Here is a 23,328-nt window from a genome sequence, read left to right on the forward strand (position 1 = left end):
ACTATATACGGCTTTTCAGTATGTGAAACATATAAATAATTTGACATATAAATAAATGGACAATAGAAAGCATTTAAAATTCTACAATAATTATTGACATATGTTCAAAACTGGAGTTATTATAAATATAAAGAACATATGTCAATAACTTAGGGGGTGAAAATATGCCGAGACCAAGAAAATGGAGAAGGGTATGCTGTCTCCCTGATAACACGGATTTTGGTCCTTTAAATAGTAATGGGGAGAATAAAGACTTCATTATTATGACTGTAGATGAATATGAAACAATACGTCTTATTGATTTAGAGGGATTAACTCAAGAAGAGTGTTCTATACAAATGAATATAGCCCGTACCACAGTACAGAGAATTTATAATGAAGCAAGGATTAAGCTGGCGGATTCTTTAGTAAATGGAAGGATTTTAAAAATTGAAGGGGGAGATTATGAGCTCTGCCATGGTGCTGGAAAATACTGTGGAAGAGGACGGTGCTGCAGGGGCAGAAGGGAAGACCGATCAGGTAAAGAGGGATAGCTTAAATATGAGATATTTAAAAGAACCAGTGGATTGAAAGGAGGACTTATTATGAAAATTGCAATTCCTGTGGATGAAAATAAAAGTGAAGTGTTTCCATCATTAGGACGCACACCTTGCTTTATTATATTTGATAATGAGACCGGCAAGAAGGTGTTTTTAAATAATAGTGCAGTCTCAGGTCAGGGAGGTGCAGGAGTTAAAGCAGCACAACTCATAGTGGATGAAGGAGTAAATGTTGTGTTAACTGAGAGATGCGGTGAAAATGCAGCTGAGGTTTTAAAGGCTGGGGATATTAGAATTTATAAAATTAATAATTACTCTATTGATGATAATATCCAAAGTTTTTTAAAGGGGGAGTTAAAGCCTTTGGGAGAAATCCATAAAGGCGTTCATCATGGAGGCAGTATCCTATGAAGATTGCAGTGCTCAGCGGTAAAGGCGGCACAGGAAAAACCTTTGTATCGGTAAACCTTGCTGCTGCATCAAAATCTTCACTTTACGTAGATTGTGATGTGGAGGAGCCTAATGGATATTTATTTTTTAAGCCTGAAAATGTAGATAAAAGACCTATAGAAGTAAAAATACCTTACTTTAACGAAGAATTATGCAGCGGCTGCAGAAAATGCGTGGATTTTTGTAAATTTAATGCCCTTGCTTATATAGGTAACAGGGTTAAAGTGTTTGATAGGTTATGCCATTCCTGCGGCGGCTGCTCTCTCCTCTGCGAGAGAAAAGCCATTTTTGAAAAGGATAAGATCATAGGTTTTATAGAACTTGGAGCATCAGAAAATGTGCAGGTAGCTACAGGTATTTTGAATACCGGTGAAAGCACTGGGGTTCCTATCATTAAAAAACTGTTGGAGATTATTAAGGAAAGGGATAAAAATACTTTTATTGATTGTCCTCCGGGGAGTGCATGTACAGTCATGGAAAGTATTAAAGAGTCTGATTACTGTATACTGGTGGCAGAACCTACCCTTTTTGGAAGGCACAATTTAAAAATGGTTTATGAGTTAGTAAAATTATTTAATAAACCCCATGGAGCAATATTAAATAAATATATGGATGGGGATAACCCATCAGAGGAATTCTGTTTAGAAAATCATATTAAAATTCTAGGTAAAGTTCCTTTTGATAAGAATCTTGCAAGAATAAACTCTAAAGGAATAATTGCTGTAAGAGAATATGAGGTTTATAGGAATTTATTTAAAAAGATTCTGGCAGATTTGGAAGAGGAGGTTAGGTATGAAACAGCTATTAATTCTAAGTGGTAAGGGCGGAACAGGAAAAACTACAATAAGCAGTTCTTTTATAAAGCTGTCTGAAACTGAAACTTTTGCCGATTGTGATGTAGATGCTCCTAACCTGCATCTTCTCGTAAGACCTGAAGCCGAAGAGGAAAGTACTGCTTACCTGGGAATGCCTCAGGCAAATATAAATACTGATACATGCATAGGCTGCGGTTTATGTATGGAAAACTGCAGGTTTGATGCTATAAGCAACGAGGGGGAGTATAAAGTAAAGCCCTTTTCCTGCGAAGGCTGCGGAGTATGTGAAATGCTGTGCCCTGCTGGTGCCATTTCCTTAAAGCCTGCAACTGCAGGAGAGCTTATCCTTTATAAGGATCATAGAGTATTTTCTACTGCCAAACTTAAGATGGGCAGCGGCAATTCAGGAAAGCTGGTAACTGAGGTTAAAAAGCAGATGAAGGACTCTGCAGGAGATGTTTTATACTCTATCATTGATGGATCTCCTGGAATAGGATGTCCTGTTATAGCTTCTCTAACAGGAGTAGATTTAGTGTTGATAGTGGCAGAACCCTCTGTTTCCGGTATCAGCGATATGAAGAGAATCCTTGCTGCAGCAGGTCAACTTGGAGTTAAGGCAGCGGTATGTGTTAATAAATACGACATCAATAATAAAAAATACCGAGATAATAGAAGAATTATGCAGGGAAAAAGCCATCCCTTTTACCGGAAGAATCCCCTATGATCAGGAAGTTGTTAAGGCGGTAAATAGGGGCAAAAGCATAGTTGATTTAGATTGTATTTCCGGATCTGCCGTTAAGGAAATTTTTAAAAAAACCATTTCTATTTTATTAGAGGGAAAAATAAAAATTAATTTATAATTGGAGGATGATAATATGAAAATAGCAGTTGCAAGTGAGGGGAAAATGGTAGCACAACATTTTGGTCATTGTGAGAACTTTAATATTTATACCATTGACAACAATGAAGTGACAGAAGTTCAATCTGTTGCAAATCCAGGACATAAACCAGGATATCTTCCAAACTTTTTAAATGATTTGGGAGTAAAGGTTATAATATCAGGGGGGATAGGCTCCGGAGCTATTGATATATTTAATGAAAAAGGAATTAAGGTGGTATCAGGAGCTGATGGAGAAGCAGAGGCAGCTGTAATGAAATATCTACAGGGAGAACTCATCTCTAAGGGAAGCGCGTGCAATGCACATATGCATCATGACAGTTGCGGTGAGTAGGCACAGATTTCCAAATGACATAGGGTTTAGTCTATATAGGTGAAACAATTTAATATATAGGTGTATATTTTAAATAAACCTGGGAGATTCTATGAAAGGATAATTCTTCTTTATGAGAGAAGGGATTATATGAAGGTTAAAACTATAAGGACGCTGCCAGGTATCAATATTAAAGAAAGAGAAAAGCTTATTTATATAGCTTGTATGGATTCTGAAAAAGAGTGCCTTACACTGATTGAAAAATATATAAGGATTTCTAAATTCTTGGGATTTTACGAAGTACTTGTGGATTTCGGACATGAAGATAGGGAGTATCATATATGGCTAACCTATACTATAGAAGAAGCAGCTTTAAAGGTGCTACAGTCCCTCCTCCAGGGAATTAATGAGAAATACATTATTGATGATGTAAAAAGTATTCTGGAAAAACTATGGTATAGAGATATATTGGATTTTGCAGAAGAAAGCGGTATTCCAAGCATTATTTTAGAGAACAATTCAATACAGCTAGGCTATGGAGTTAACTCCACTACTTTAAGTGAAGATAAGTTTTTAAAGGAATACAAGGGGAATTTATCTACACTTAAAAAGAGTATTACCCTTAACAATAATGGAAATATACCTATAATATCCGTTACCGGAACGAATGGAAAAACCACTACCGTAAGGCTGATATTTAAAGTCCTGCAAAAACTAGGATATAAAGCAGGGCTAGCTTCTACAGGAGGAATATTCATTCATGAGAGAAACATTAAAAATGGAGATACTACAGGATTTTATAGTGCCAGAGAGGTATTAAAACATCCTGAAGTAGAGGCGGCGGTGCTGGAAACTGCAAGAGGAGGTATATTAAAAAAGGGATTAGGATATAAAAATTCTTCAGCAGCGGTTATTACCTCCCTTTCAGAAGATCATATAGGAATGTATGGTATAAATGATTTATATTCACTGGCAAAAGTAAAAACAACTATTTTAAAAGCTCTGTCACCAAGTGGAAAAATAATTATACTGGCTATTCCAATCTTATATGATATGGTAGATAGCAAAGAAAATTTGTGTTTATTTCATATTAAAAAGAATGAAATCATAAAAGAGCATATCTCCAGTGGAGGAGAAGCTCTTTATATTGAAGATAATAGTCTGATTTATTTTATTAAGGGGAGTTTTTTAAACTTAGGGGATATAAGGACTGTTGAATTTACTCATAAAGGAATATCTTCCGGTAATATAAAGAATATTATGGCTGCCATTGGAGCGGTTTCAGCTATTCACCATAATATTTCAGATATATTCAATGCTTTAAAAGATATTCCCTGCAACTTATATTCCAATCCTGGAAGACAAAATATTTTTCATTTAGGGAAATTTAAGCTTATTTTGGATTATGGACATAACAGTGAAGCTTTTAAAGAGGTATATTCCATTGCCCAGGGACTTAACCCTGAATTTATTACAGGGATAATTGCTGCTCCGGGAGATAGACAGGATAGATATATTATTGAACTTGGCAGTATTTCAGCTGAATACTGCAGCAAAATATTCATAAGAGAGCAGGTAGATTTAAGAGGAAGAGTCCATGGTGAGTGTGCTGAGCTGATAAAGAGGGGAGTTATTGAGAAAGGCTTTCCTGCTCATAGACTAAAGGTTATCTTTGATGAAAGAGAAGCCTTAAGGGAAGCTATGGAAAGTTCTGTAATCAATGAAGTCATAGTGCTATTCACCCAATGTATTAATGAAATTATTCCAGTTGTTAATAAATATATTGAGGAAAATACAAAAGAATCTATTATAATAATTTAAAAGCAGCGGAGAATAAATAGTTTCTCTGCTGCTTTTACCCTTCATAATTAAATGAATTTTTATCAGGCTTAAGGAGTATCACTTTATTAATAGAGTTGATTGTGCTTGGAAGAAAGTAGATACTATTATCTATTTTTTCAACATTTTTCATATTGATTATAAATTCTTCAGGCCCGTCAAGGAGCATACTGTTAGAAATTGTATTATAATGCATTGGAAAAACTAATCTGCTTTTTATTAATCTGCATAATTTATAAGCATCTTTACCGGTGAGTGTAAAGTGTCCGCCAACAGGAATAAATAGTACGTCTATATTTCCTAATTTATTTAAATAGTCAGAATCTAATTGATGACCTAAATCCCCTAAATGACACAGTCTGAGGTTATCTAATTCGTAGATAAAAATTGTATTGGGCCCCCTTTTTCCACCTTTGGAGCTATCGTGATAACTGGGAAATCCATGAATCCTTGCAAAGCCTAAATCGTAGTAACCGTATTTATCTATTATTATAGAATTGTCTTTATAGTTTTCTATATTGTTGTGGTCAAAATGCTGGTGGCTTACGGTGACTGTATTAACAGCGTTTTTGTAAGGAGTATATCCTACAGTATGATGAAAGGGATCGGTAAGTATCCTTCTTCCTGAGGAATCCTCTATAACAAAACAGGAATGTCCTATCCATTGTATCTTCATATTTCATCATCTCCCTTTGATATTATAACCATAATATAATTTAATAAACTTTTGAATTGGTAATTTAAGAATAGTGAAGAAAAATTGAAAGATTGGGAGATTTTATGAGATAAATTATTCTGTTTAAAATAAATTATTAAATATTTAATAATTTATTTATTGCCTGGAAAGAATATAAATATTATTATAGTATTAAGGTCAAAGAAGGTCAAAGTAAGATAAAGTAAAACAGGGTGATTTTATGGCAAGACTATCAGATATAATTGAGGAATTTATTAAAAGAATGCTGAAGGAAGGAGACGAAGAACTTCAGATACAAAGAAATGAATTAGCTGATTATTTCAGCTGTGCTCCTTCGCAGATTAACTATGTGCTTACCACCCGCTTCACATATGATAAAGGATACATCATTGAAAGCAGAAGAGGAGGCGGCGGGTATATAGTAATAAGAAAGGTAAATTTCCCGAATTCCAAAACCAGAGCACAAAAAATCATGGAATGGATTGGAAACGGAATAACTTACCACAATTCCCTTGCTGTGCTAGAGAGCTTGTTTGACTCTGAATTAATTACTCACAGGGAATTAGAGATTATTAAGCTCACCTTAAATGAAAGAACCTTAGGTGAAGTAGATAATAAAAATAAATTAAGGGCTGATATACTAAAAGCTATATTATCTGTAATTTTAAGCTAATAGAGGGAGTGAATATTATGTTATGTGAGAAATGCCATAAAAACCAAGCTACTGTTCATATAGTTAAAGTGATTAACGGTGATAAAAAAGAGATAAATATATGTCAGAACTGTGCTCAGGAAAGTGAAGATTTAAAATTTTCTCAGGATTTAATATCACCTTTCTCCTTTCAAAACATATTAAGTGGCTTTATGGATTATATGGATAAAACTTCTGAAAATAATTCACATACTGAAACAAGATGCCCTAAATGCGGTATGAGTGCTGCGGAATTCAAAAGGCTTGGGCTTTTAGGATGCCATCAGTGTTATAAAACTTTCAGTTCTACTGTTGATCCAATTGTAAGAAGAGTTCAGGGAAAGCTGGAACACAGAGGAAAAGTGCCTGATAAGGCAGGTAAGGATATACTTGAAAAAAAGAGACTTGTTAAGCTTAAGGAAGAACTGCAGCAGGCAATTTTAGCAGAAGAATATGAAAAAGCTGCAGTAATTAGAGATGAAATTAAAAATATACAAAATAGCCAGGATTAGGGGGGAGAGCTATGAAGAATTGGATGTATGAAGGAACTTCTAAAGTAGAACCAGTTATAAGCAGCAGAATTAGGATAGCTAGAAATTTAAAGAACTATGCATTTCCCCATCATTTAACTGACGAGGAAGGAGTAAAGCTCATTGAAGAAATCGAAAAAGCTTTTTACACTTCCACACATATGAAGGAAAATTTTAAAACCATAAGACTTTGGGAAAAAAGTTCTAACGAGCTAAAAAGCTACTTAGAAAAGCATCTTATCAGCTCTAATTTATTAAAAACCCCTAATAAATCAGCTTTTATAATAAATAGAGAAGAAACTATAAGTTTGATGATAAATGAAGAAGACCATATAAGGCTTCAGTGTATCACCGGTGGCTTTAACTTAAGAGAAGCCTATGAAATAGCAGATAAGTTAGACAGTATGATTGAGGAATCTTTGGAATTCGCTTTCGATGAGAGCCTGGGTTATTTAACTGCATGCCCAACAAATTTGGGAACAGGTGTAAGAGCCTCAGTGATGATTCATCTTCCTTCTCTTACCATAAATCAAGGTATAACACAGGTTTTAAAGGCACTAACTCAAGTAGGTATGACTTTAAGAGGTCTTTATGGAGAAGGTTCCAATGCTGAAGGAAATATATATCAGATATCCAATCAGGTAACGCTGGGAATGAGTGAAAAAGAAATAATAGACAACATTGAAGCGGCTGTACTTCAGATACTTCAGCAGGAATACAAATCCAGAGAATTGGTTATGACTAATTATAAATATGAAATTGAGGATAAAATATTCAGGTCTCTTGCTGTACTTCAGAGTGCCAGGGTATTAACCTCGAAGGAATGTCTGGATTTGCTGTCTAATGTCAGACTAGGATTAGAAACTTCCTTAATAGAAGGTATTGACAGTGCTGTTTTAAATGGATTGCTGGTTAATACACAGCCGGCAACTCTTCAAAATAATATAGACAGAATTCTTTCCGAAAGAGAAAGAGATATAGAAAGAGCAAAATATGTAAGAGAAACATTAAGCAACTTAATGTAAATTGTTAATGGAGGTAAAGTGATATGATGTTTGAAAGATTTACCGAACGAGCTCAAAAAGTAGTTATGTATGCACAAGAAGAAGCACAATATTTTAAGCATGGATATATAGGAACAGAGCATATATTATTAGGTATTTTAAGAGTAGACGGAATAAGCAAAGAGCTCTTGAATTCTATGAATATCAATGAAGATTCAGTTAGAAAGCTTGTAGAAGAATATGTAGGATTTGGAGACATAGAGATGTTTAAAAATGAAATAGCTCTAACTCCAAGAACTAAAAGACTTCTGGATCTGAGCCTTCTAGAGGCCAGAAATCTAGGGCATAATTATATAAGCACAGAGCATATGCTGTTGGCTCTAATAAGAGAGCAGGAAGGTGTTGCCTATACAATTCTTGCAAATCTCAGCGTAAATATTGAAAAATTAAGGAGTGAACTAATTAAAAGTATGAGTGGACAAAGTTCCTCCGGTAATCCAGGAAGCACACCTTCAGCTAAAAGAAAAGATAATAATACTCCTACCTTAAACCAGTTTGGCAGAGATCTTACGGATATGGCCAAGGAAGGGAAATTAGATCCTGTAATAGGCAGAGATGATGAAACTCAAAGGGTTTTAGAGATATTAAGCAGAAGAATCAAGAACAACCCTTGCCTGATCGGTGATCCCGGAGTAGGAAAAACAGCTATAGCAGAAGGTTTAGCTCAAAAAATAGTAGAAGGAAATATGCCGGAGATATTAAAAGATAAGAGAGTTGTAACCCTTGACCTATCATCTATGATTGCAGGAGCAAAATATAGAGGAGAATTTGAAGAAAGACTTAAAAAGGTCATGGAGGAAATAAAACAAGCAGGTAATGTAATATTATTTATAGATGAAATTCATACTATTATCGGAGCTGGGGGTGCAGAAGGAGCTATTGATGCATCCAACATACTAAAGCCTGCTTTAGCAAGAGGAGAAATTCAATGCATAGGTGCAACTACTATAGATGAATATCGAAAGCATATAGAAAAGGATTCAGCTTTAGAAAGAAGATTCCAGCCGGTAAATGTAGGTGAACCTACTAAAGAAGAAGCTCTTGAAATATTAAAGGGTTTAAGAGATAAATATGAGGCTCATCATAGGGTTAAAATAACTGATGAAGCTCTACAGGCAGCAGTTAATTTTTCAGATAGATATATAACAGACAGATACCTTCCTGATAAAGCCATAGACTTAATTGATGAAGCTGGTGCTAAGGTTAGAATACAAAATCTAACTACGCCACCTGACTTAAAAAAGCTGGAAGGTGAAATAGAAAAGACTACAAAAGAAAAAGAAGATGCCATAAGCGTTCAGGATTTTGAAAAGGCTGCGTCTTTAAGAGATAAGGAAAAAGAGCTTAAAGAAAAGCTTGAAGGTTTAAAGAAAAACTGGACTGCACAGAACAACTTTGAAACTGAAGTGGTTGGAGAGGAACAAATAGCAGCAGTAGTGGCAAAATGGACTAATGTTCCCGTTGAGAAGCTTACAGAAAGTGAATCTGAAAGATTATTAAAATTAGAAGAAATACTTCATAAAAGGGTTGTTGGTCAGGAAGAAGCGGTTAAATCTGTTGCTCAGGCAGTGAGAAGAGCAAGAGTAGGACTTAAAGATCCTAATAGACCTATAGGTTCCTTTATATTCTTAGGTCCCACTGGAGTAGGTAAAACAGAACTCTCTAAAGCCTTGGCAGAAGCTATGTTTGGAGATGAAAATAATATTATAAGAGTAGATATGTCAGAGTATATGGAAAAACATACAGTATCCAGACTTATAGGATCTCCTCCAGGATATGTGGGTTATGATGAAGGAGGCCAGCTTACCGATAAAGTAAGAACTAAGCCTTACTCAGTAGTTCTATTTGACGAGATAGAAAAAGCCCATCCTGATGTATTTAATGTTCTTCTTCAAATCCTTGAAGACGGAAGACTTACAGATGGAAAAGGCAAAACGGTAAGCTTTAAAAATACAATAATAATAATGACCTCCAACGTAGGTGCACATACTATAAGAAAACAGAGAACTTTAGGATTTGCTCCAGTTAATTCTGAGATCAACAATGAATATGATAAAATGAAGGATAATGTTCTTGAAGAACTTAGAAAGACCTTTAGACCGGAATTTTTAAACAGAATAGATGACATAATAGTATTCCACCAGCTGGAAGAAAAAGATCTGCAGCATATAGTAAAATTAATGCTTAATTCAGTAGCTGAAAGATTGAAGGAACAGGATATATTTATTTCCTTTGATGAGAAGAGTGAACTTTACCTTGCAAAACAAGGCTTTGATGTAACATATGGAGCAAGGCCTTTAAGAAGGATGATAACAAAAACAGTTGAAGACAAACTTAGTGAAGAAATGCTTAAAGGTAATATAAAGCATGGTGACAAAGTACAGGTAACTGAAGAAGAAGGTAAGCTCAAATTTCAACATGAAACTGCAGAATAATAAAATGTGGGCTGACATTGACAATAATGTCAGCCCTTTTATATAATAATTAATAATCATTATTAATTAAAAAAACCTCTTGATTTTTTAGAAAGAATAGTATATTATAATAAACAAAGATACCCCTTGGGGGTAATCAGATTGATGTTCAGGATAAAATAATTATAAGGTTTGTTATTTAAAGTAAGGAGATAATGATATGGATAAAAAAATTAAAGAGTTGGATTTAATGATAATAGGAGCTGGTCCTGCAGGACTTACTTCTGCAATCTATGCCGCAAGAGCAAAGCTAAACACTTTACTATTAGAAAATGAAATAGTAGGAGGACAGGTAAGAAGCAGCTATACTATAGAAAATTATCCAGGATTTAAGTTTATCGAAGGAGGAGCTTTATCAGATTTAATGCAGGAGCAGGCTCTTGCTTTAGGAGCAAACATCGAAGAATTTGATTTAGTTGAAAAAGTTTATTTAAGCGACGAAGACAAAGAGGTTATAACCGGAAGCTACGTATATAAGCCAAAGACTTTAATAATAGCTACAGGTGCAACTCCAAGAAAACTTCCAATACCTAGTGAAGCTAAATTCTCAGGAAAGGGAGTACATTACTGTGCAGTATGTGATGGTGCAGTTTATGAAGGAAAGGTTATTGGAGTAGTTGGCGGAGGAAACTCTGCTCTGGAAGAAGCTTTATTCCTTACAAAGTTTGCATCCAAGGTTATTATGATAAGAAGATATGATTATTTCAAAGGAGAAAAAGCTACATTACAGGAAGTTATAAATCATCCTAAAATTGAAATAATGTATAATTACGATTTAGTAGATGTTAATGGAGATGGATTTGTACAGTCTGCTACCGTTGCCAATACAAAAACAGGAGAACAGAAGGAGATAGCTTTAGATGCAGTGTTCGGTTATATAGGTACAGAGCCAAAAACCGAGCTGTTTAAAGAATATGTAAATTTAACTACACAAGGCTACATTCCTACAGATGAAAATATGCAGACTAATATTAAAGGTGTATATGCTGCAGGAGATGTAAGAGAAAAATCATACAGACAAATTACTACAGCTGTAGCTGACGGTACCATAGCAGCTTTAGCAGCTGAAAAATGCATTGTTGAAAAGGGGAGAAGAGTATGATAAAAGTTTATTCAACAACTTGGTGTCCATGGTGTGTTAAGGTGAAAAAATATTTAGAATCTAAAGGCTATGAATATGAAGAGATAAATGTAGCAGATGAAAAAGAAGCTAGAGATGAGGTCCTTAATATTTCAGGACAGAGATCCGTTCCTGTGGTAGATATAAACGGTACTGTTATAGTGGGATTTGACAGAGAGGCTATTGACAACGCATTAAAATAGAAAGAATAAATATATTTGTAAAGTCAGATATTTATACTAAGGAGGCACAAGATGTTTAATGAACTGTGTTGTGAAGATAAAACCTACAGAAATCTTGTGGGTGGAAAATGGATGGATAGTAAGACGAATAAGTTTATAGAAATCCATTCCCCTATAGATGGAAGTCTTGTAGGGAAGGTTCCTTCCATGAGCAGAGAAGAAGTTGATGAGGTAATTAAAAATTCAAAGGAAGCTCAAAAGACATGGAGAGATGTTCCTGTTAATAAAAGAGCTGAGATATTATATAAAGCAGCAGATATTTTAGATGAAAGAGCAGAAGAAATTGGTGCTGTCATGGCATTAGAAATAGCTAAGGACATAAAGAGTGCTGTATCTGAAGTTACAAGAACCGCAGATTATATAAGATTTACAGCAGACGCTGCAAAAGCTATGGAAGGAGAAGCAATTCCAGGAGATAGTTTCCCGGGATTTAAGAGGAGTAAGATTTCATATGTAAATCGAGTACCTTTAGGTGTAGTATTAGCCATATCCCCCTTTAACTATCCTGTAAATCTGTCCGCTTCTAAAGTGGCTCCTGCAGTAGTAGGAGGAAACTCAGTATTGTTGAAGCCGCCTACACAGGGCAGCATTTCAGCTCTCTTCCTGGCACAGGTATTTAAAGCTGCCGGGTTACCTGATGGAGTATTAAACACAGTTACAGGTAAAGGAAGCGAAATAGGCGACTATATAGTTAAGCATACTGATATAGATTTTATTAATTTCACAGGAAGCACCAGCGTAGGTTACCACATTTCAGAAATAACAGCTATGAAGCCTCAGCTTCTTGAACTAGGCGGTAAGGATGCTGCTATAGTCCTGGAAGATGCCGATTTAGAGCATGCAGCAGACAATATTGTTTCAGGAGCATTTTCTTATTCGGGACAGAGGTGTACAGCGGTTAAAAGGATATTAGTGGTAGACTCTGTAGCAGATAAGCTTGTAGAGCTGTTAAAGGACAGAATTGTTAAGCTTAAGTCAGGGGATCCTAGAGAAGAGGGTACAGTTATAGTACCTTTAATTGATAATAAAGCAGCTGATTTTGTAATGGAATTAGTTGAAGATGCTCTTTCAAAAGGAGCAAAAAGGGTTATTGGAGAAAAGAGAAAAGATAACTTTGTAGAAGCCATGCTCTTTGATAATGTAACTCTGGATATGAGAATAGCATGGGAGGAACCCTTTGGTCCTATACTTCCTGTTATTAGAATTAAAAATATAGATGAAGCTATAGATATAGCCAACAGATCAGAATACGGCCTTCAATCCTCAGTATTTACTAAGGATATAGATAAAGCCTTTTACATTGCAGATAAATTAGAGGTTGGTACTGTTCAGGTGAACAATAAAACCGAAAGAGGTCCAGACCATTTTCCATTCTTAGGAGTTAAATCCTCCGGTATGGGTACTCAGGGAATAAGATACTCTATTGAAGCAATGACCAGGCCAAAGGCTGTAGTATTGAATCTTAATAAATAGCATTTTAACTTTTATTTGATATAGATGCTCACATTCCAAACCTCCAAAGAGGATTAGCAAATGCTAATCCTCTTTATTATTAAAACCCTATAAAAGAATTTTTTTGAAGAATTTTTTAAGTGTGTTTTAGATATTCTAAAGGAAGCATGCAAAAGTAAAAGCTCTGTAAAAAAAGCATTTTTACAGAGCTTTATTAATTATTACTTATAGTTTTAGTATCTTAATTATAAACCTAAAGCTTCATCAATAGCCGGTTTATTGAATCCAACTATAATACTTCCGTTAATATCAACTACAGGAACACCCATCTGCTTTGATTTATCAAACATTTCTTTTCTCGCAGCAGTGTCCTCCTGAACATTTAACTCTTCGTAGCTTACACCATTTGTTTTAAGGTAGTTCTTAACCTTAACGCACCATGGGCATGAATTTGTTGTATATACTTTTATCATAATTGACAACTCCTTTTGTATTAATATTAAAGTCCTCATTAATTACATTAAATGATTTTATACTATACTTATATTATACCTCATCGGGGTATATTTTCAAGAGGGTATAGAAGTTTATTTTAGTTTTTATTTTATTTTATTTTACTTGAAACTTAAATGAACTACCATAAAATGTAACCACCCCAGGGGTGACTCCATAAAATGGGAGCACCCCTGGGGTGGTTACATTTTTTTACAGAGCCATTATTTGATGATTTATTAACAATTTTGTAGAAATTAAGTTATAATAAATATGTGGTCATGATAATTTCAAGCAGATTATAGGAAAGGATGTAGATAATATGGAGGCAGAAAATTACTTGTCCATGGATCCTAATATACTTCTAAGTATAATAAATATGAAATTGAGAGATGAATACAGCTCTTTGGAGAGATTATGCGAAGACATGAATATACCAGCTCAAAAGCTTGAAGAAAAACTTGAAGCATTAGGGTATAAATATAATAAAGATATAAATCAATTTAGATAAAAAGATAAGACTCATGAAAAAGGTAAAAATCAGAGAAGCGAAAAAAACAGATTTTCAGGATATTGCAGATTTGAGCAAGCAGCTGGGATATGAGGTTTCAGTAGATGACGTGAACTACAGGTATAATTGTATAAATAGTAACCCTGATTCTACTCTGCTGGTAGCGGAAAATGAGAACAGGGTAGTGGCGTGGATCCAGGGAGATATAGAAAATAAAAGCGATAAATATAAATTTGGATTAGTATCAGGGTTGGTAGTAGATAAAGACCACAGACAGAGAGGAATAGGTACGGAGCTTTTAACTGTAGTAGAAGATTGGTGCTTTAGGAAAGGATGCTTAGGAGTAAGAATTAACTCCGGAAGCAGGAGAAAAGAAGCGCATAAATTATATGAAAAGCTCGGCTATATAAATAAGAAAACGTATAACTCCTTCTATAAGGAATTAAATGATAACATTAACTCAAAAAACTAATTTAAAGGGTAAATTTTAGCTTTAATGATGAAGGGTTTTACTAGAGGTGTACATAATGAGAGGGGTTAAGCCAAAAAATATTATAAGAAACATAAAAGGGATTAGAAAAAACTATAGCAAAAATGCTTTGCTTTATCTTCTTTCTATACTTTTTTTCTACGTTTCTCTAGGAGCCTTCAGCATGCTCCAGGGGATATATTTAAAGGAATTAGGGATAGAAGATAGTCTATTAGGGATGATTTTGAGCTTTAAAACTGCTGCTATGGCACTGGCATCAATACCCTGTGCTATTATTGCTGACAGGATTGGTAAAAAGAAGGCTATAATTATCTCAATGCTTTTTGTTCCTATATGTACGATTTTTCAGGGTATAAGTACTAATATAGTAGTGTTATTACTTTTATCTGTATTTCAAGGGGTTATGAATTCATTTTTAGTGGTAAGTGAAGGGCCTTTTTTTATGGAAAATTCCAATAATAAAAATAGAATTCAGCTTTTCAGCTACTCCTTTGCGGTAAACGTGTTTTCTACCATGGTTGGTTATACATTATTCGGATCCGTGTCTGAGAGTATGATTCCTATGTTTGGAGACATATTATCTTTAAGATACAGCATGGTAGCAGCAGGAATAATTGGACTAGCTGCATGCCTATCAGCATTGTTTATAAAAGAAAAAACATAGATAAGTCCACATCTCAAAGCAATTACATAGAAAATACAAAGAAATTACTAAAAAACAGATATGCTTCAAGATTTTTAATGTATAACGCTATAATAGGCTTTGGAGCAGGACTGGTGGTGCCATATTTTAATGTGTACTTAAAGTATAAAGTAAATGCCGGTACAGACACCATTGGGGTAATTATGGCCTTTGCTCAGGCTGCTATGGGATTCGGAGGACTTGTAACACCTTTTATGGCTAAAAAGCTTGGAAGGGTAAAAACTATAAATATCTGTCAGATTCTCTCCATTCCATTTCTTCTCTTAATAGCACTTCCACCTAATATTTACATAGTATCAGCTGCACTGTTTGTAAGGAATGGATTAATGAATATGGCAGGACCGGTTGTTAGTACTCTGACTATGGAACTTATAGATTCAAGTCAAAGATCAACCTTTGCAAGCATCAATAATATAGCGAACAATTTAAGCAGAGCTATAAGCACTATGCTGGGTGGATTTATAATGGCAAATGTTCCTTATGGATATGAGGTGCCTTATTTTTTAACTGCAATGCTTTATTTAGCTGCTACATTATTATTTCATAAAACCTTTGCTGGATATGAAGTGCAGTTTGCAGGAAGTAAAAGAGTAAGGAGCATTTTCTGAAATATATAAAAACATATTTTTACTGGATTATAAAAAAACAAGCTATTTACTGAGTTTTATCCTTTTGTTTAGGAACACCGGTAAATAGCTTCTGTATTTATAATTATGTTTATATTATTTAACAACTTATAATATTCGTATATATTTTAATAATTTATAATATGTGTATATCTTTTAAAAATTCATCTATCCTGCTCTCATATTCCTCTTTGTTATTATTATAAGAGTCAGCGTGAGCAGAGCAGGGGGCTATATACTTATATTTAATTCCTTTCTTCTCTTCATACATGTCTACACACATTTTGGTAGGGACATAGTCATCGCTGTCGCCATGAATAAAGAGTATGGGAAGATCCAGATCTTTTAAAAGCTTTATAGGGGAAACATCCTTAAAAGACCAGCCGGTTCTGACCTTAGTAATATAACTGGCCAGTTTTACAAATAGGCTACTTTTTATATGATAATCCTTTAAAAGCCTATAGGTGAATAATTCAGTGGCATCTGAATAACCGCAGTCTTCAATACAAAATTTAATTCTTGGATCTATGGCTGAATATTGAAGAACTGTGGCAGCCCCCATAGACTCTCCATGAACACCTATTACAGCATCCTTTCCTAATTGATCAAAGAGCCAATCAGCACAAGCTTTTAAATCGTATTTTTCATAATAACCGAAAGAAGTATTTGTACCGCCGCTTTTTCCATGGTTTCTATGGTCGTATATGAGAACTGAAAATCCTCTCTTTAGAAATATATCCATATATTTCACAGATCCGTATAAAGTCCAGGTTATTCCGTGAACAATAATTACCGCTTTTTTTGATTTATCATTAGGGAAGTAAAGAGCATTAAGATTATACCCATAAGGTGAATTTATTTTTACTTCCTTTTTATCAAGGCTAGTCCATATCTTTTCATCAATATTACCTCTTTCTAAAGCCTTTGAATAAGTTGTTTCATGAGTCATGGTTTTAGGCTGAGTTACAATAGTCGAAAACTTATAGCCTTCGTAGATAATTAATGATAAAATACACAGTACTAAAATTATTACAGTTAATTCCACCATGAAAAGCCCTCCTGTTGATTAAATAATATAAGGAATGTACATGGAAATTCAGAACTTACATCATAATATGCAAATTTTCAATTGTATTATAGGGGGAATGTACATCACTATTCTTTATACTAATATTATACAATAATAAATTATTAATAAGGTTAAGGTTAATAATAAAATTAGGATATAAAGTACACCATATGTGATATAGTGGTCTAGACATCTATAGACATTTATTTTATAATTAAATTGAGGAGTGGTACTTGTGATTGATAAAAATAGTCCGATTCCAGTATATTATCAATTAAAACAGGATTTTATCAATAAAATAAAAGAAGGACTCTGGAGCTCAGGGCAGTGCATTGAAAGTGAAAGAGAATTATCGGAATTTTATGGAGTAAGCAGAATGACTATCCGTCAGGCGCTGGGAGAATTAGTTCAGGAAGGACTTCTTATAAGGGAAAAAGGAAAAGGTACTTTTGTTTGTGACCCTAAGGTAAAACAAAAGGATATGATGAGTTTTTCTGAAGTGGTAGAAAAGGCCGGAATGAATTTGAAGACAGAAATACTGGAGTTTGAAAAAATAAATACTCCGGAGGATTTAAAAGATATATTCGGATTTGAGCTGCTTTATAAGATAAACAGAATGAGGATTGTAGATGATGTTCCCGTAGCAAATGAAATTGTATATGTACCCTGCGATTACTGTGGATATATAGATAAGGAAATGCTTAAAGGCTCTCTATTTAAGCTTTTGGAGAATTTTGGACATAAAATTTCTCATTCAGAATCTTCTATTCAGGGTGTTTTAATGGATGATTACTATAAAGAAATATTTAAGGCAGATAAATGTGTTCCTCTTATGAAGAGCGTAAGCAATACCATCACGGAAGACAATAAAGTTATTTTTGTAGAGGAAGCAGTTTATAGATCTGATAAATACGTATTACAGGTCAATATATTAAGAAAAGAGGGAAAATTCAAATGAAGATTACAGTGGTAAAAGATTATGATGAAATGAGCAGGGAAGCAGCAGAATTTATGGCTCAAACTATAAAGGAGAAAAATAATGCTGTTTTAGGTCTTGCTACAGGGAGTACTCCAGAAGGTTTATATTCAGAGCTTATAAAAAAATATAAAAACGGAGAATTGGATTTTTCAAATATAACTACCATTAATTTAGACGAATATGTAGGATTAAAAGGAGATCATCCTCAAAGCTATAGATATTTTATGAATGACAAGCTTTTTAATCATATTAACATAAATAAGGCTAATACCTATGTACCAAACGGATTAGCAGAAAATATAGAGGAAGAATGCAGAAACTATGATAAAAGAATAGAAAAACTGGGCGGAATTGATATTCAGCTATTAGGTATAGGTAATAACGGACATATAGCTTTTAATGAGCCAGAAGAAGAATTAAGTGCAAGTACACATCTTACGGGATTAACACAAAGCACTATAGAAGCAAACTCAAGGTTTTTTGATTCTATGGAGGAAGTTCCAAAGACAGCACTTACCATGGGTATTGGAACAATACTAAGAAGTAAAAAGATATTACTTGTAGCAAGTGGAGAATCAAAGGCTGAAGTTGTTGCAAAGATGGTAAGCGGAAAAATAACAACAAAGGTGCCTGCTACAATGCTTCAATTACATTCTGATGTAACTTTAATAATAGATGAAGCAGCAGCAAAGTTAATAAATAAGTAAATTTTAAAACTGCCATAAAAATGTATGTTTTCTTAGAACAGATAGTTTAAATAATAAAACTGTTTATAAAAAGGAAGCATATCAAAATTGGCAGTTTTTTTTTAAGCATTATTATTTTTAATAAAGATAAGAATTAAGTCCTTTGGCAATAATAGTAATTATAGACTTATGTATTTGCAACTTTATTAGTATTTATTATAATGTATAATTAATATTAGAAAATACAAGAACCAATGTTCTGATTATAGTGGAGTTGATAAATATATGGCTAAAATTAAAAATTTTTATATATGCCAGCAGTGCGGATATGAATCGCCGAAATGGCTTGGAAGATGCCCAGGCTGCAGTGCATGGAACAGCATGATAGAGGAGCAGAGAAGCTCAAAACCTGAGAGGACAGCGGTAGTTTCAAGCTCTTCAAATCCTAAGAGCATAGTAAATATAGTATCAGGAGAAAAAGAAAGATTTGACACAGGCATAGATGAGCTTAACAGAGTGTTGGGAGGAGGCTTGGTTAAAGGATCTCTTACATTAATTTCCGGTGATCCCGGTATAGGTAAGTCTACCCTTCTGCTTCAGACCGCTAACACCATAGCTTTAAAATATGGTAAGGTGCTTTACGCTTCTGGGGAAGAATCGGAAGAACAGATAAAAATACGTGGCGACAGGCTGGGAGTTAAAGCTGACAATCTATATATAGTTTCTGAAACCAATATAGATATAATTGCAAGATATGTTGAGGAAATGCAGCCTGTATTTGTTATAATAGATTCCATTCAAACCATGTATAAAGACACCATTGCTTCAGCTCCGGGAAGCGTTTCTCAGGTAAGAGAATGTTCAAATGAGCTTATGAGAATGGGTAAAAACAGCGGTATACCTTTATTTATTGTAGCCCATGTAACCAAGCAGGGAGAGCTGGCGGGACCAAGGGTTTTGGAACATATGGTGGATACGGTGCTTTCTTTTGAAGGGGAAAGAACAGAGGATTTTAGAATCCTTAGAACTGTAAAAAACCGTTTTGGCACTACCAGTGAAATTGGAGTTTTTGAAATGAGCCAGAAAGGACTTGTTCAGGTTTACGACCCCTCCGGTTTATTTTTGCAGGATACTAATTATAATCAGGAGGGATCGATAATTATAGGTATTATGGAAGGAACAAGGCCGCTGCTGGTAGAGGTTCAATCCTTAGTGAGCGAAACCAAAATACCTATGCCAAGAAGAACTGCCTTGGGAATTGAAAACTCCAGGCTGAGTTTAATACTTGCAGTATTGGAGAAAAAACTCAAAATATATTTCTACAGCTCAGATGTGTATGTAAATGTAGTAGGAGGGCTGGATTTAGAAGGAACTACAGCGGACTTAGGTCTTGCTCTTTCTTTGGTCTCCAGCATCAAAGGAAAGGAAGCCTCAATGGAAAAGCTTGTGGCAATAGGAGAGATTGGTCTTACAGGAGAGATAAGGCCTGTTGCTAATGCTGACAGAATAGTTAATGAAGCAAAAAAACTGGGGTTTAAAAATGTTATACTTCCCAATAGAAATATTGATAAAATAGCGGTAAAGGACATAAACATTATAGGAGTTAACACATTAAAAGAAGCAATATACAAGGTATTCTAGATTGAAGGTGATATAAATATGAGAACAGAAAACGACAGTGAATTAAAAGCGGTTTTAAAGATAATAGGTCCTGGAACTCCTCTTAGAGAAGGGGTAGAAAACATACTGAGAGCAAAAACCGGCGGATTAATAGTAATTGGAGATAGTGAAGAAATAATGGATTTAGTAGATGGAGGTTTCAACATAAACTCCGATTATTCCCCTGCTTATATTTATGAACTGGCAAAAATGGATGGAGCCATAGTTATCAGCAGCGATATGAAAAAAATTATTTATGCAAATACTCAACTTATTCCGGATTCAAAGATTCCAACCTTTGAAACCGGAACCAGACACAGGACTGCTCAAAGGATAGCCAGGCAGACAGGTAATGTGGTTATAGCCATTTCTCAAAGAAGGCATATTATAACGGTTTATAAAGGGGAATTAAAATACGTTTTGAGAGAAAGCGGAGCTATACTTGCTAAGGCTAATCAAGCCATACAGACCCTGGAGAGATATGTTACTGTACTTGACAGAGCTATCAGCAACCTTAACTTATTGGAAATCCAGGATTTAACCACGCTGTCAGATGTGGTAACAGCTATTCAAAGAACTGAAATGGTTATGAGGATTGTATCAGAAATAGAAAGATATATAGTAGAGCTTGGAAATGAAGGAAGGCTCATATCAATGCAGATGTATGAACTTATTAAATACATAGAGCAGGATGGACTCCTTTTAATAAGGGATTACTGTAAAACCGGGTTGGATTATAATAATATATATAAAGAGCTTCAAAAGCTTTCCTCTGAAGAACTTTTAGACTTAGATAAAATTGCAGGATTATTAGGATATGCAGGAGTTCCTCTTATAGACACTTTGATTTCTCCAAGAGGATTCAGAATAGTTAATAAGGTTCCAAGAATACCTGGAAATGTAATTGAAAATCTTATAAAGCATTTTAAAAGTCTTGAAGCTATTATGGAGGCTACCAATCAGCAATTGGATCAGGTAGAGGGAATTGGAGAGGCCAGAGCAAAGGCTATTAAAAATGGATTGAGAAAAATAAAGGAACAGGTACTTATAAATAAGCAGCTTTAATAATAGGTGAATAAAAAAAAGATTAGCTAAAGCTAATCTTTTTACCTTAAATTAAATTTACCTAAGGTATTGATTTTATCATATTCCTTTATAAGAATATCATAAAGGTTTAAATCTAAAACATTACATAAAGAGGTTAAATAAAAGATATTGTTCCCCATTTCTCTTTCTATTACTTCACGGCAATTTTCACAGAGATTTCCTTCCATATGGGATTTAAGACATTCACTAAGCTTTCTGATAGATGTATCCTCAGAATCATATTCTTCAGGAAGGTGCTGTTTTTCTGCTGACAGCTTAATACAGCCGCAGTTAGTAATTGCTTTGGCCACAGCTCTATTGACCTTTGCTTGAGACTCTTGATATTTTGTTAGTATATCTAATATGCTTCTATGTCTTAATAAGCACTCATTTACTGAGTTTTGAAAATCGTCAAAAATTACATCCTTCATCAGTCTCACTCCTTTTATTAGTTTCAATAGAATGACTGTAATTTAATTATAGTTTTTATTGGACATTTTTGTCAACAAAGCCACTATATATTATGATTATATAATATTGTACCTGTACAATATTGTATAGGGGGAAAAATAAGTTTTAAAGTATTGTTAAAATAACTGTAAGATGACTTTATGAAGCTTTTATTCCTGTGATATAATATCATCATGGTCTTTTTTATCATAGCAAATATGAAAATGCTTTGAATAAAATGGAAACAAATTAGAAATTATAAGATTTTATATTTTCATTCTTAATAATGAGGGTATAATTATCTTAGAACAACTATATATTTAGCAAATATTTTTGGAGGTGAATTTTTTGTTCAAGAAGATTTTAAGACTGCTGCTTACAGCTATAGGGGTAACAGTAGGGTTTTTCTCAGGGGTTGCTCTGACAAAAACTAAATTTATTCAGGAACTAGGTTATTTTGAAACCACACTAAATCAAGTATTACTGCTGATTTTCAGCACATTATTAGTCGGCCTTATATTTTATTTAATTTCTCCCTGGATTAATAAATTTATATCAAGACTTATGGAACAAATTGAAAAGCATTTTCAAAGGTTAACAGCCAGCGAAATAATTTTTGGAGCTTTGGGAGCAATAATAGCTCTCATAATTTCCTTCTTTGTTGCTTCTCCTTTAAATAAAATTCCTGTGGTAGGTGTTTATTTGTTTGTTCTTGTAAATATCACTGCAGCTTTTATCGGTGCAAACATAGCAGGAAAAAAACGGGATGATGTTATGTCTCTTTTTGGAAGTATAAAAAAGAGCAGTACTTCCTCAGAAAAAAAGTCAAAAACAGGAAATAAACCTTCGGCTAAGGTTTTAGACACTTCAGTAATCATAGACGGAAGGATTTTTGATATCTGTCAAACAGGATTTGTAGAGGGAAGCTTGGTAATACCCGGCTTTGTTTTAGATGAATTAAGGCATATTTCTGATTCCTCAGATGCATTAAAGAGAAACAGAGGAAGAAGAGGACTTGACATACTTAACAAAATTCAAAAAGAGCTTAACATAGAAGTCCAGATATGGGAAGGGGATTTTCCTGAAATAGCAGAGGTAGACAGTAAGCTTTTAAAACTTGCTCAAACTATAGGGGGCAAGGTTGTAACCAATGATTATAACTTAAATAAAGTTGCAGAGTTTCAGGGAGTTCCTGTATTAAATATAAATGAACTAGCTAATGCTATTAAACCGGTAGTTCTTCCTGGAGAAGAAATGACCATTCTCATTATAAAAGACGGTAAAGAATCCAATCAGGGAATAGGATATTTAGATGATGGAACCATGATAGTTGTAGAAGGAGGAAAAAAATTCATAGGAGAGGTTATTGATGTTATAGTAACTTCCGTACTTCAGACTGCAGCTGGAAGAATGATATTTGCAAAGCAAAAGGATGTGGCTCAGAGAGCATAAA

General features: G+C 34.3%; 25 protein-coding genes and 1 pseudogene. 22 read left to right on the forward strand and 4 right to left on the reverse strand.

Going from position 1 to position 23,328, the window contains the following annotated elements:
* Window positions 1-164 precede the first annotated feature (164 nt).
* The 6 genes and pseudogenes from TA89_RS00375 (at window position 165) to TA89_RS00400 (ending at window position 4,836) form a co-directional block, all read left to right on the forward strand.
* On the forward strand, window positions 165-533 hold the full coding sequence (locus TA89_RS00375; protein ID WP_040209934.1) for a DUF134 domain-containing protein: 369 nt from the start codon (window positions 165-167) through the stop codon (window positions 531-533).
* Between the two features lie 51 nt (window positions 534-584).
* Window positions 585-950, forward strand: a complete 366-nt coding sequence (locus TA89_RS00380; protein ID WP_040209937.1) for a NifB/NifX family molybdenum-iron cluster-binding protein — start codon at window positions 585-587, stop codon at window positions 948-950.
* Window positions 947-1,810 carry an ATP-binding protein gene (locus tag TA89_RS00385; RefSeq protein ID WP_040209938.1) on the forward strand — a complete coding sequence of 288 codons (864 nt, stop codon included), beginning with the start codon at window positions 947-949 and terminating at the stop codon, window positions 1,808-1,810. Before TA89_RS00380 ends, TA89_RS00385 begins: the two co-directional genes overlap by 4 nt.
* Window positions 1,782-2,664, forward strand: a pseudogene (locus tag TA89_RS00390) (ATP-binding protein). The gene TA89_RS00385 and the pseudogene TA89_RS00390 overlap by 29 nt, the downstream one beginning before the upstream one ends.
* Window positions 2,665-2,679: 15 nt before the next feature.
* A complete protein-coding gene (locus tag TA89_RS00395; RefSeq protein ID WP_040209940.1) occupies window positions 2,680-3,036 on the forward strand; it encodes a NifB/NifX family molybdenum-iron cluster-binding protein in 357 nt (118 codons plus the stop codon).
* A 129-nt stretch (window positions 3,037-3,165) separates the two neighbouring features.
* Window positions 3,166-4,836 carry a Mur ligase family protein gene (locus TA89_RS00400; RefSeq protein ID WP_040209941.1) on the forward strand — a complete coding sequence of 557 codons (1,671 nt, stop codon included), beginning with the start codon at window positions 3,166-3,168 and terminating at the stop codon, window positions 4,834-4,836.
* A 34-nt stretch (window positions 4,837-4,870) separates the two neighbouring features.
* On the opposite strand, the gene TA89_RS00405 is transcribed toward TA89_RS00400, so the two are convergent.
* A complete protein-coding gene (locus tag TA89_RS00405; RefSeq protein ID WP_040209942.1) occupies window positions 4,871-5,530 on the reverse strand; it encodes an MBL fold metallo-hydrolase in 660 nt (219 codons plus the stop codon).
* 241 nt (window positions 5,531-5,771) lie between these two features.
* Here TA89_RS00405 and TA89_RS00410 point away from each other — a divergent pair, with 241 nt between their 5' ends.
* From TA89_RS00410 to TA89_RS00440, 7 genes are all read left to right on the forward strand, one after another.
* Complete coding sequence (locus TA89_RS00410) at window positions 5,772-6,224, forward strand: CtsR family transcriptional regulator (RefSeq protein WP_040209943.1); 453 nt, start codon at window positions 5,772-5,774, stop codon at window positions 6,222-6,224.
* A gap of 17 nt (window positions 6,225-6,241) precedes the next feature.
* Window positions 6,242-6,754, forward strand: coding sequence for a UvrB/UvrC motif-containing protein (locus TA89_RS00415; RefSeq protein ID WP_040209945.1), 513 nt, complete (start codon window positions 6,242-6,244; stop codon window positions 6,752-6,754).
* An 11-nt stretch (window positions 6,755-6,765) separates the two neighbouring features.
* Window positions 6,766-7,797, forward strand: a complete 1,032-nt coding sequence (locus TA89_RS00420) for a protein arginine kinase (RefSeq protein ID WP_040209947.1) — start codon at window positions 6,766-6,768, stop codon at window positions 7,795-7,797.
* Between the two features lie 23 nt (window positions 7,798-7,820).
* Window positions 7,821-10,271 carry an ATP-dependent Clp protease ATP-binding subunit gene (locus tag TA89_RS00425; protein ID WP_040209948.1) on the forward strand — a complete coding sequence of 817 codons (2,451 nt, stop codon included), beginning with the start codon at window positions 7,821-7,823 and terminating at the stop codon, window positions 10,269-10,271.
* Between the two features lie 199 nt (window positions 10,272-10,470).
* Complete coding sequence (trxB, locus tag TA89_RS00430; protein WP_040209950.1) at window positions 10,471-11,412, forward strand: thioredoxin-disulfide reductase; 942 nt, start codon at window positions 10,471-10,473, stop codon at window positions 11,410-11,412.
* Window positions 11,409-11,633: a glutaredoxin family protein gene (locus tag TA89_RS00435; RefSeq protein ID WP_040209952.1), complete on the forward strand. Its 225-nt coding sequence runs from the start codon at window positions 11,409-11,411 to the stop codon at window positions 11,631-11,633. The genes trxB and TA89_RS00435 overlap by 4 nt, the downstream gene beginning before the upstream one ends.
* Before the next feature lie 51 nt (window positions 11,634-11,684).
* Window positions 11,685-13,145 carry an NADP-dependent glyceraldehyde-3-phosphate dehydrogenase gene (locus tag TA89_RS00440; protein WP_040209954.1) on the forward strand — a complete coding sequence of 487 codons (1,461 nt, stop codon included), beginning with the start codon at window positions 11,685-11,687 and terminating at the stop codon, window positions 13,143-13,145.
* Window positions 13,146-13,369: 224 nt separating this feature from the next.
* Here TA89_RS00440 and TA89_RS00445 read toward each other — a convergent pair whose 3' ends face one another.
* Complete coding sequence (locus tag TA89_RS00445; protein WP_040209955.1) at window positions 13,370-13,597, reverse strand: glutaredoxin family protein; 228 nt, start codon at window positions 13,595-13,597, stop codon at window positions 13,370-13,372.
* 341 nt (window positions 13,598-13,938) lie between these two features.
* Here TA89_RS00445 and TA89_RS00450 point away from each other — a divergent pair, with 341 nt between their 5' ends.
* The 4 genes from TA89_RS00450 to TA89_RS00465 are packed head-to-tail and all read left to right on the forward strand — an operon-like array spanning window position 13,939 to window position 15,928.
* Window positions 13,939-14,127: a DUF4250 domain-containing protein gene (locus TA89_RS00450; protein ID WP_040209956.1), complete on the forward strand. Its 189-nt coding sequence runs from the start codon at window positions 13,939-13,941 to the stop codon at window positions 14,125-14,127.
* Window positions 14,128-14,140: 13 nt separating this feature from the next.
* A complete protein-coding gene (locus tag TA89_RS00455; protein WP_040209957.1) occupies window positions 14,141-14,599 on the forward strand; it encodes a GNAT family N-acetyltransferase in 459 nt (152 codons plus the stop codon).
* 55 nt (window positions 14,600-14,654) lie between these two features.
* The gene (locus TA89_RS00460) at window positions 14,655-15,281 is read left to right on the forward strand and encodes an MFS transporter (RefSeq protein WP_040209959.1); all 627 of its coding nucleotides are present in this window, start codon (window positions 14,655-14,657) and stop codon (window positions 15,279-15,281) included.
* Window positions 15,245-15,928 carry an MFS transporter gene (locus TA89_RS00465; protein ID WP_040209961.1) on the forward strand — a complete coding sequence of 228 codons (684 nt, stop codon included), beginning with the start codon at window positions 15,245-15,247 and terminating at the stop codon, window positions 15,926-15,928. Before TA89_RS00460 ends, TA89_RS00465 begins: the two co-directional genes overlap by 37 nt.
* A gap of 154 nt (window positions 15,929-16,082) precedes the next feature.
* On the opposite strand, the gene TA89_RS00470 is transcribed toward TA89_RS00465, so the two are convergent.
* Entirely contained in the window at window positions 16,083-16,994 is a 912-nt protein-coding gene (locus TA89_RS00470; protein ID WP_040209962.1) for an alpha/beta hydrolase, read from the reverse strand.
* 256 nt (window positions 16,995-17,250) lie between these two features.
* On the opposite strand from TA89_RS00470, the gene TA89_RS00475 reads away from it, so the two are divergent.
* From TA89_RS00475 to disA, 4 genes are all read left to right on the forward strand, one after another.
* Entirely contained in the window at window positions 17,251-17,973 is a 723-nt protein-coding gene (locus TA89_RS00475) for a GntR family transcriptional regulator (protein WP_040209963.1), read from the forward strand.
* A complete protein-coding gene (gene nagB / locus TA89_RS00480; RefSeq protein ID WP_040209965.1) occupies window positions 17,970-18,701 on the forward strand; it encodes a glucosamine-6-phosphate deaminase in 732 nt (243 codons plus the stop codon). Before TA89_RS00475 ends, nagB begins: the two co-directional genes overlap by 4 nt.
* Window positions 18,702-18,965: 264 nt before the next feature.
* The gene (gene radA, locus TA89_RS00485) at window positions 18,966-20,321 is read left to right on the forward strand and encodes a DNA repair protein RadA (protein ID WP_040209967.1); all 1,356 of its coding nucleotides are present in this window, start codon (window positions 18,966-18,968) and stop codon (window positions 20,319-20,321) included.
* An 18-nt stretch (window positions 20,322-20,339) separates the two neighbouring features.
* Window positions 20,340-21,404, forward strand: coding sequence for a DNA integrity scanning diadenylate cyclase DisA (gene disA / locus TA89_RS00490; RefSeq protein ID WP_040209968.1), 1,065 nt, complete (start codon window positions 20,340-20,342; stop codon window positions 21,402-21,404).
* Window positions 21,405-21,445: 41 nt separating this feature from the next.
* Here disA and TA89_RS00495 read toward each other — a convergent pair whose 3' ends face one another.
* On the reverse strand, window positions 21,446-21,856 hold the full coding sequence (locus TA89_RS00495) for a nucleoside triphosphate pyrophosphohydrolase family protein (RefSeq protein ID WP_040209969.1): 411 nt from the start codon (window positions 21,854-21,856) through the stop codon (window positions 21,446-21,448).
* Window positions 21,857-22,223: 367 nt separating this feature from the next.
* On the opposite strand from TA89_RS00495, the gene TA89_RS00500 reads away from it, so the two are divergent.
* Window positions 22,224-23,327, forward strand: a complete 1,104-nt coding sequence (locus tag TA89_RS00500) for a PIN/TRAM domain-containing protein (RefSeq protein WP_040209971.1) — start codon at window positions 22,224-22,226, stop codon at window positions 23,325-23,327.
* Window position 23,328 lies beyond the last annotated feature (1 nt).

The organism is Clostridium polynesiense (assembly GCF_000820705.1).
Taxonomy (GTDB): domain Bacteria; phylum Bacillota; class Clostridia; order Clostridiales; family Clostridiaceae; genus Clostridium_AA; species Clostridium_AA polynesiense.

Excerpts from the sequence above, each read along its gene's own strand:
- TA89_RS00375 (WP_040209934.1), top strand. The coding sequence starts at position 165 with ATGCCGAGACCAAGAAAATGGAGAAGGGTATGCTGTCTCCCTGATAAC.
- TA89_RS00380 (WP_040209937.1), top strand. The coding sequence starts at position 585 with ATGAAAATTGCAATTCCTGTGGATGAAAATAAAAGTGAAGTGTTTCCA.
- TA89_RS00385 (WP_040209938.1), top strand. The coding sequence starts at position 947 with ATGAAGATTGCAGTGCTCAGCGGTAAAGGCGGCACAGGAAAAACCTTT.
- TA89_RS00395 (WP_040209940.1), top strand. The coding sequence starts at position 2,680 with ATGAAAATAGCAGTTGCAAGTGAGGGGAAAATGGTAGCACAACATTTT.
- TA89_RS00400 (WP_040209941.1), top strand. The coding sequence starts at position 3,166 with ATGAAGGTTAAAACTATAAGGACGCTGCCAGGTATCAATATTAAAGAA.
- TA89_RS00405 (WP_040209942.1), bottom strand. The coding sequence starts at position 5,530 with ATGAAGATACAATGGATAGGACATTCCTGTTTTGTTATAGAGGATTCC.
- TA89_RS00410 (WP_040209943.1), top strand. The coding sequence starts at position 5,772 with ATGGCAAGACTATCAGATATAATTGAGGAATTTATTAAAAGAATGCTG.
- TA89_RS00415 (WP_040209945.1), top strand. The coding sequence starts at position 6,242 with ATGTTATGTGAGAAATGCCATAAAAACCAAGCTACTGTTCATATAGTT.
- TA89_RS00420 (WP_040209947.1), top strand. The coding sequence starts at position 6,766 with ATGAAGAATTGGATGTATGAAGGAACTTCTAAAGTAGAACCAGTTATA.
- TA89_RS00425 (WP_040209948.1), top strand. The coding sequence starts at position 7,821 with ATGATGTTTGAAAGATTTACCGAACGAGCTCAAAAAGTAGTTATGTAT.
- trxB (WP_040209950.1), top strand. The coding sequence starts at position 10,471 with ATGGATAAAAAAATTAAAGAGTTGGATTTAATGATAATAGGAGCTGGT.
- TA89_RS00435 (WP_040209952.1), top strand. The coding sequence starts at position 11,409 with ATGATAAAAGTTTATTCAACAACTTGGTGTCCATGGTGTGTTAAGGTG.
- TA89_RS00440 (WP_040209954.1), top strand. The coding sequence starts at position 11,685 with ATGTTTAATGAACTGTGTTGTGAAGATAAAACCTACAGAAATCTTGTG.
- TA89_RS00445 (WP_040209955.1), bottom strand. The coding sequence starts at position 13,597 with ATGATAAAAGTATATACAACAAATTCATGCCCATGGTGCGTTAAGGTT.
- TA89_RS00450 (WP_040209956.1), top strand. The coding sequence starts at position 13,939 with ATGGAGGCAGAAAATTACTTGTCCATGGATCCTAATATACTTCTAAGT.
- TA89_RS00455 (WP_040209957.1), top strand. The coding sequence starts at position 14,141 with ATGAAAAAGGTAAAAATCAGAGAAGCGAAAAAAACAGATTTTCAGGAT.
- TA89_RS00460 (WP_040209959.1), top strand. The coding sequence starts at position 14,655 with ATGAGAGGGGTTAAGCCAAAAAATATTATAAGAAACATAAAAGGGATT.
- TA89_RS00465 (WP_040209961.1), top strand. The coding sequence starts at position 15,245 with ATGCCTATCAGCATTGTTTATAAAAGAAAAAACATAGATAAGTCCACA.
- TA89_RS00470 (WP_040209962.1), bottom strand. The coding sequence starts at position 16,994 with ATGGTGGAATTAACTGTAATAATTTTAGTACTGTGTATTTTATCATTA.
- nagB (WP_040209965.1), top strand. The coding sequence starts at position 17,970 with ATGAAGATTACAGTGGTAAAAGATTATGATGAAATGAGCAGGGAAGCA.
- radA (WP_040209967.1), top strand. The coding sequence starts at position 18,966 with ATGGCTAAAATTAAAAATTTTTATATATGCCAGCAGTGCGGATATGAA.
- disA (WP_040209968.1), top strand. The coding sequence starts at position 20,340 with ATGAGAACAGAAAACGACAGTGAATTAAAAGCGGTTTTAAAGATAATA.
- TA89_RS00495 (WP_040209969.1), bottom strand. The coding sequence starts at position 21,856 with ATGAAGGATGTAATTTTTGACGATTTTCAAAACTCAGTAAATGAGTGC.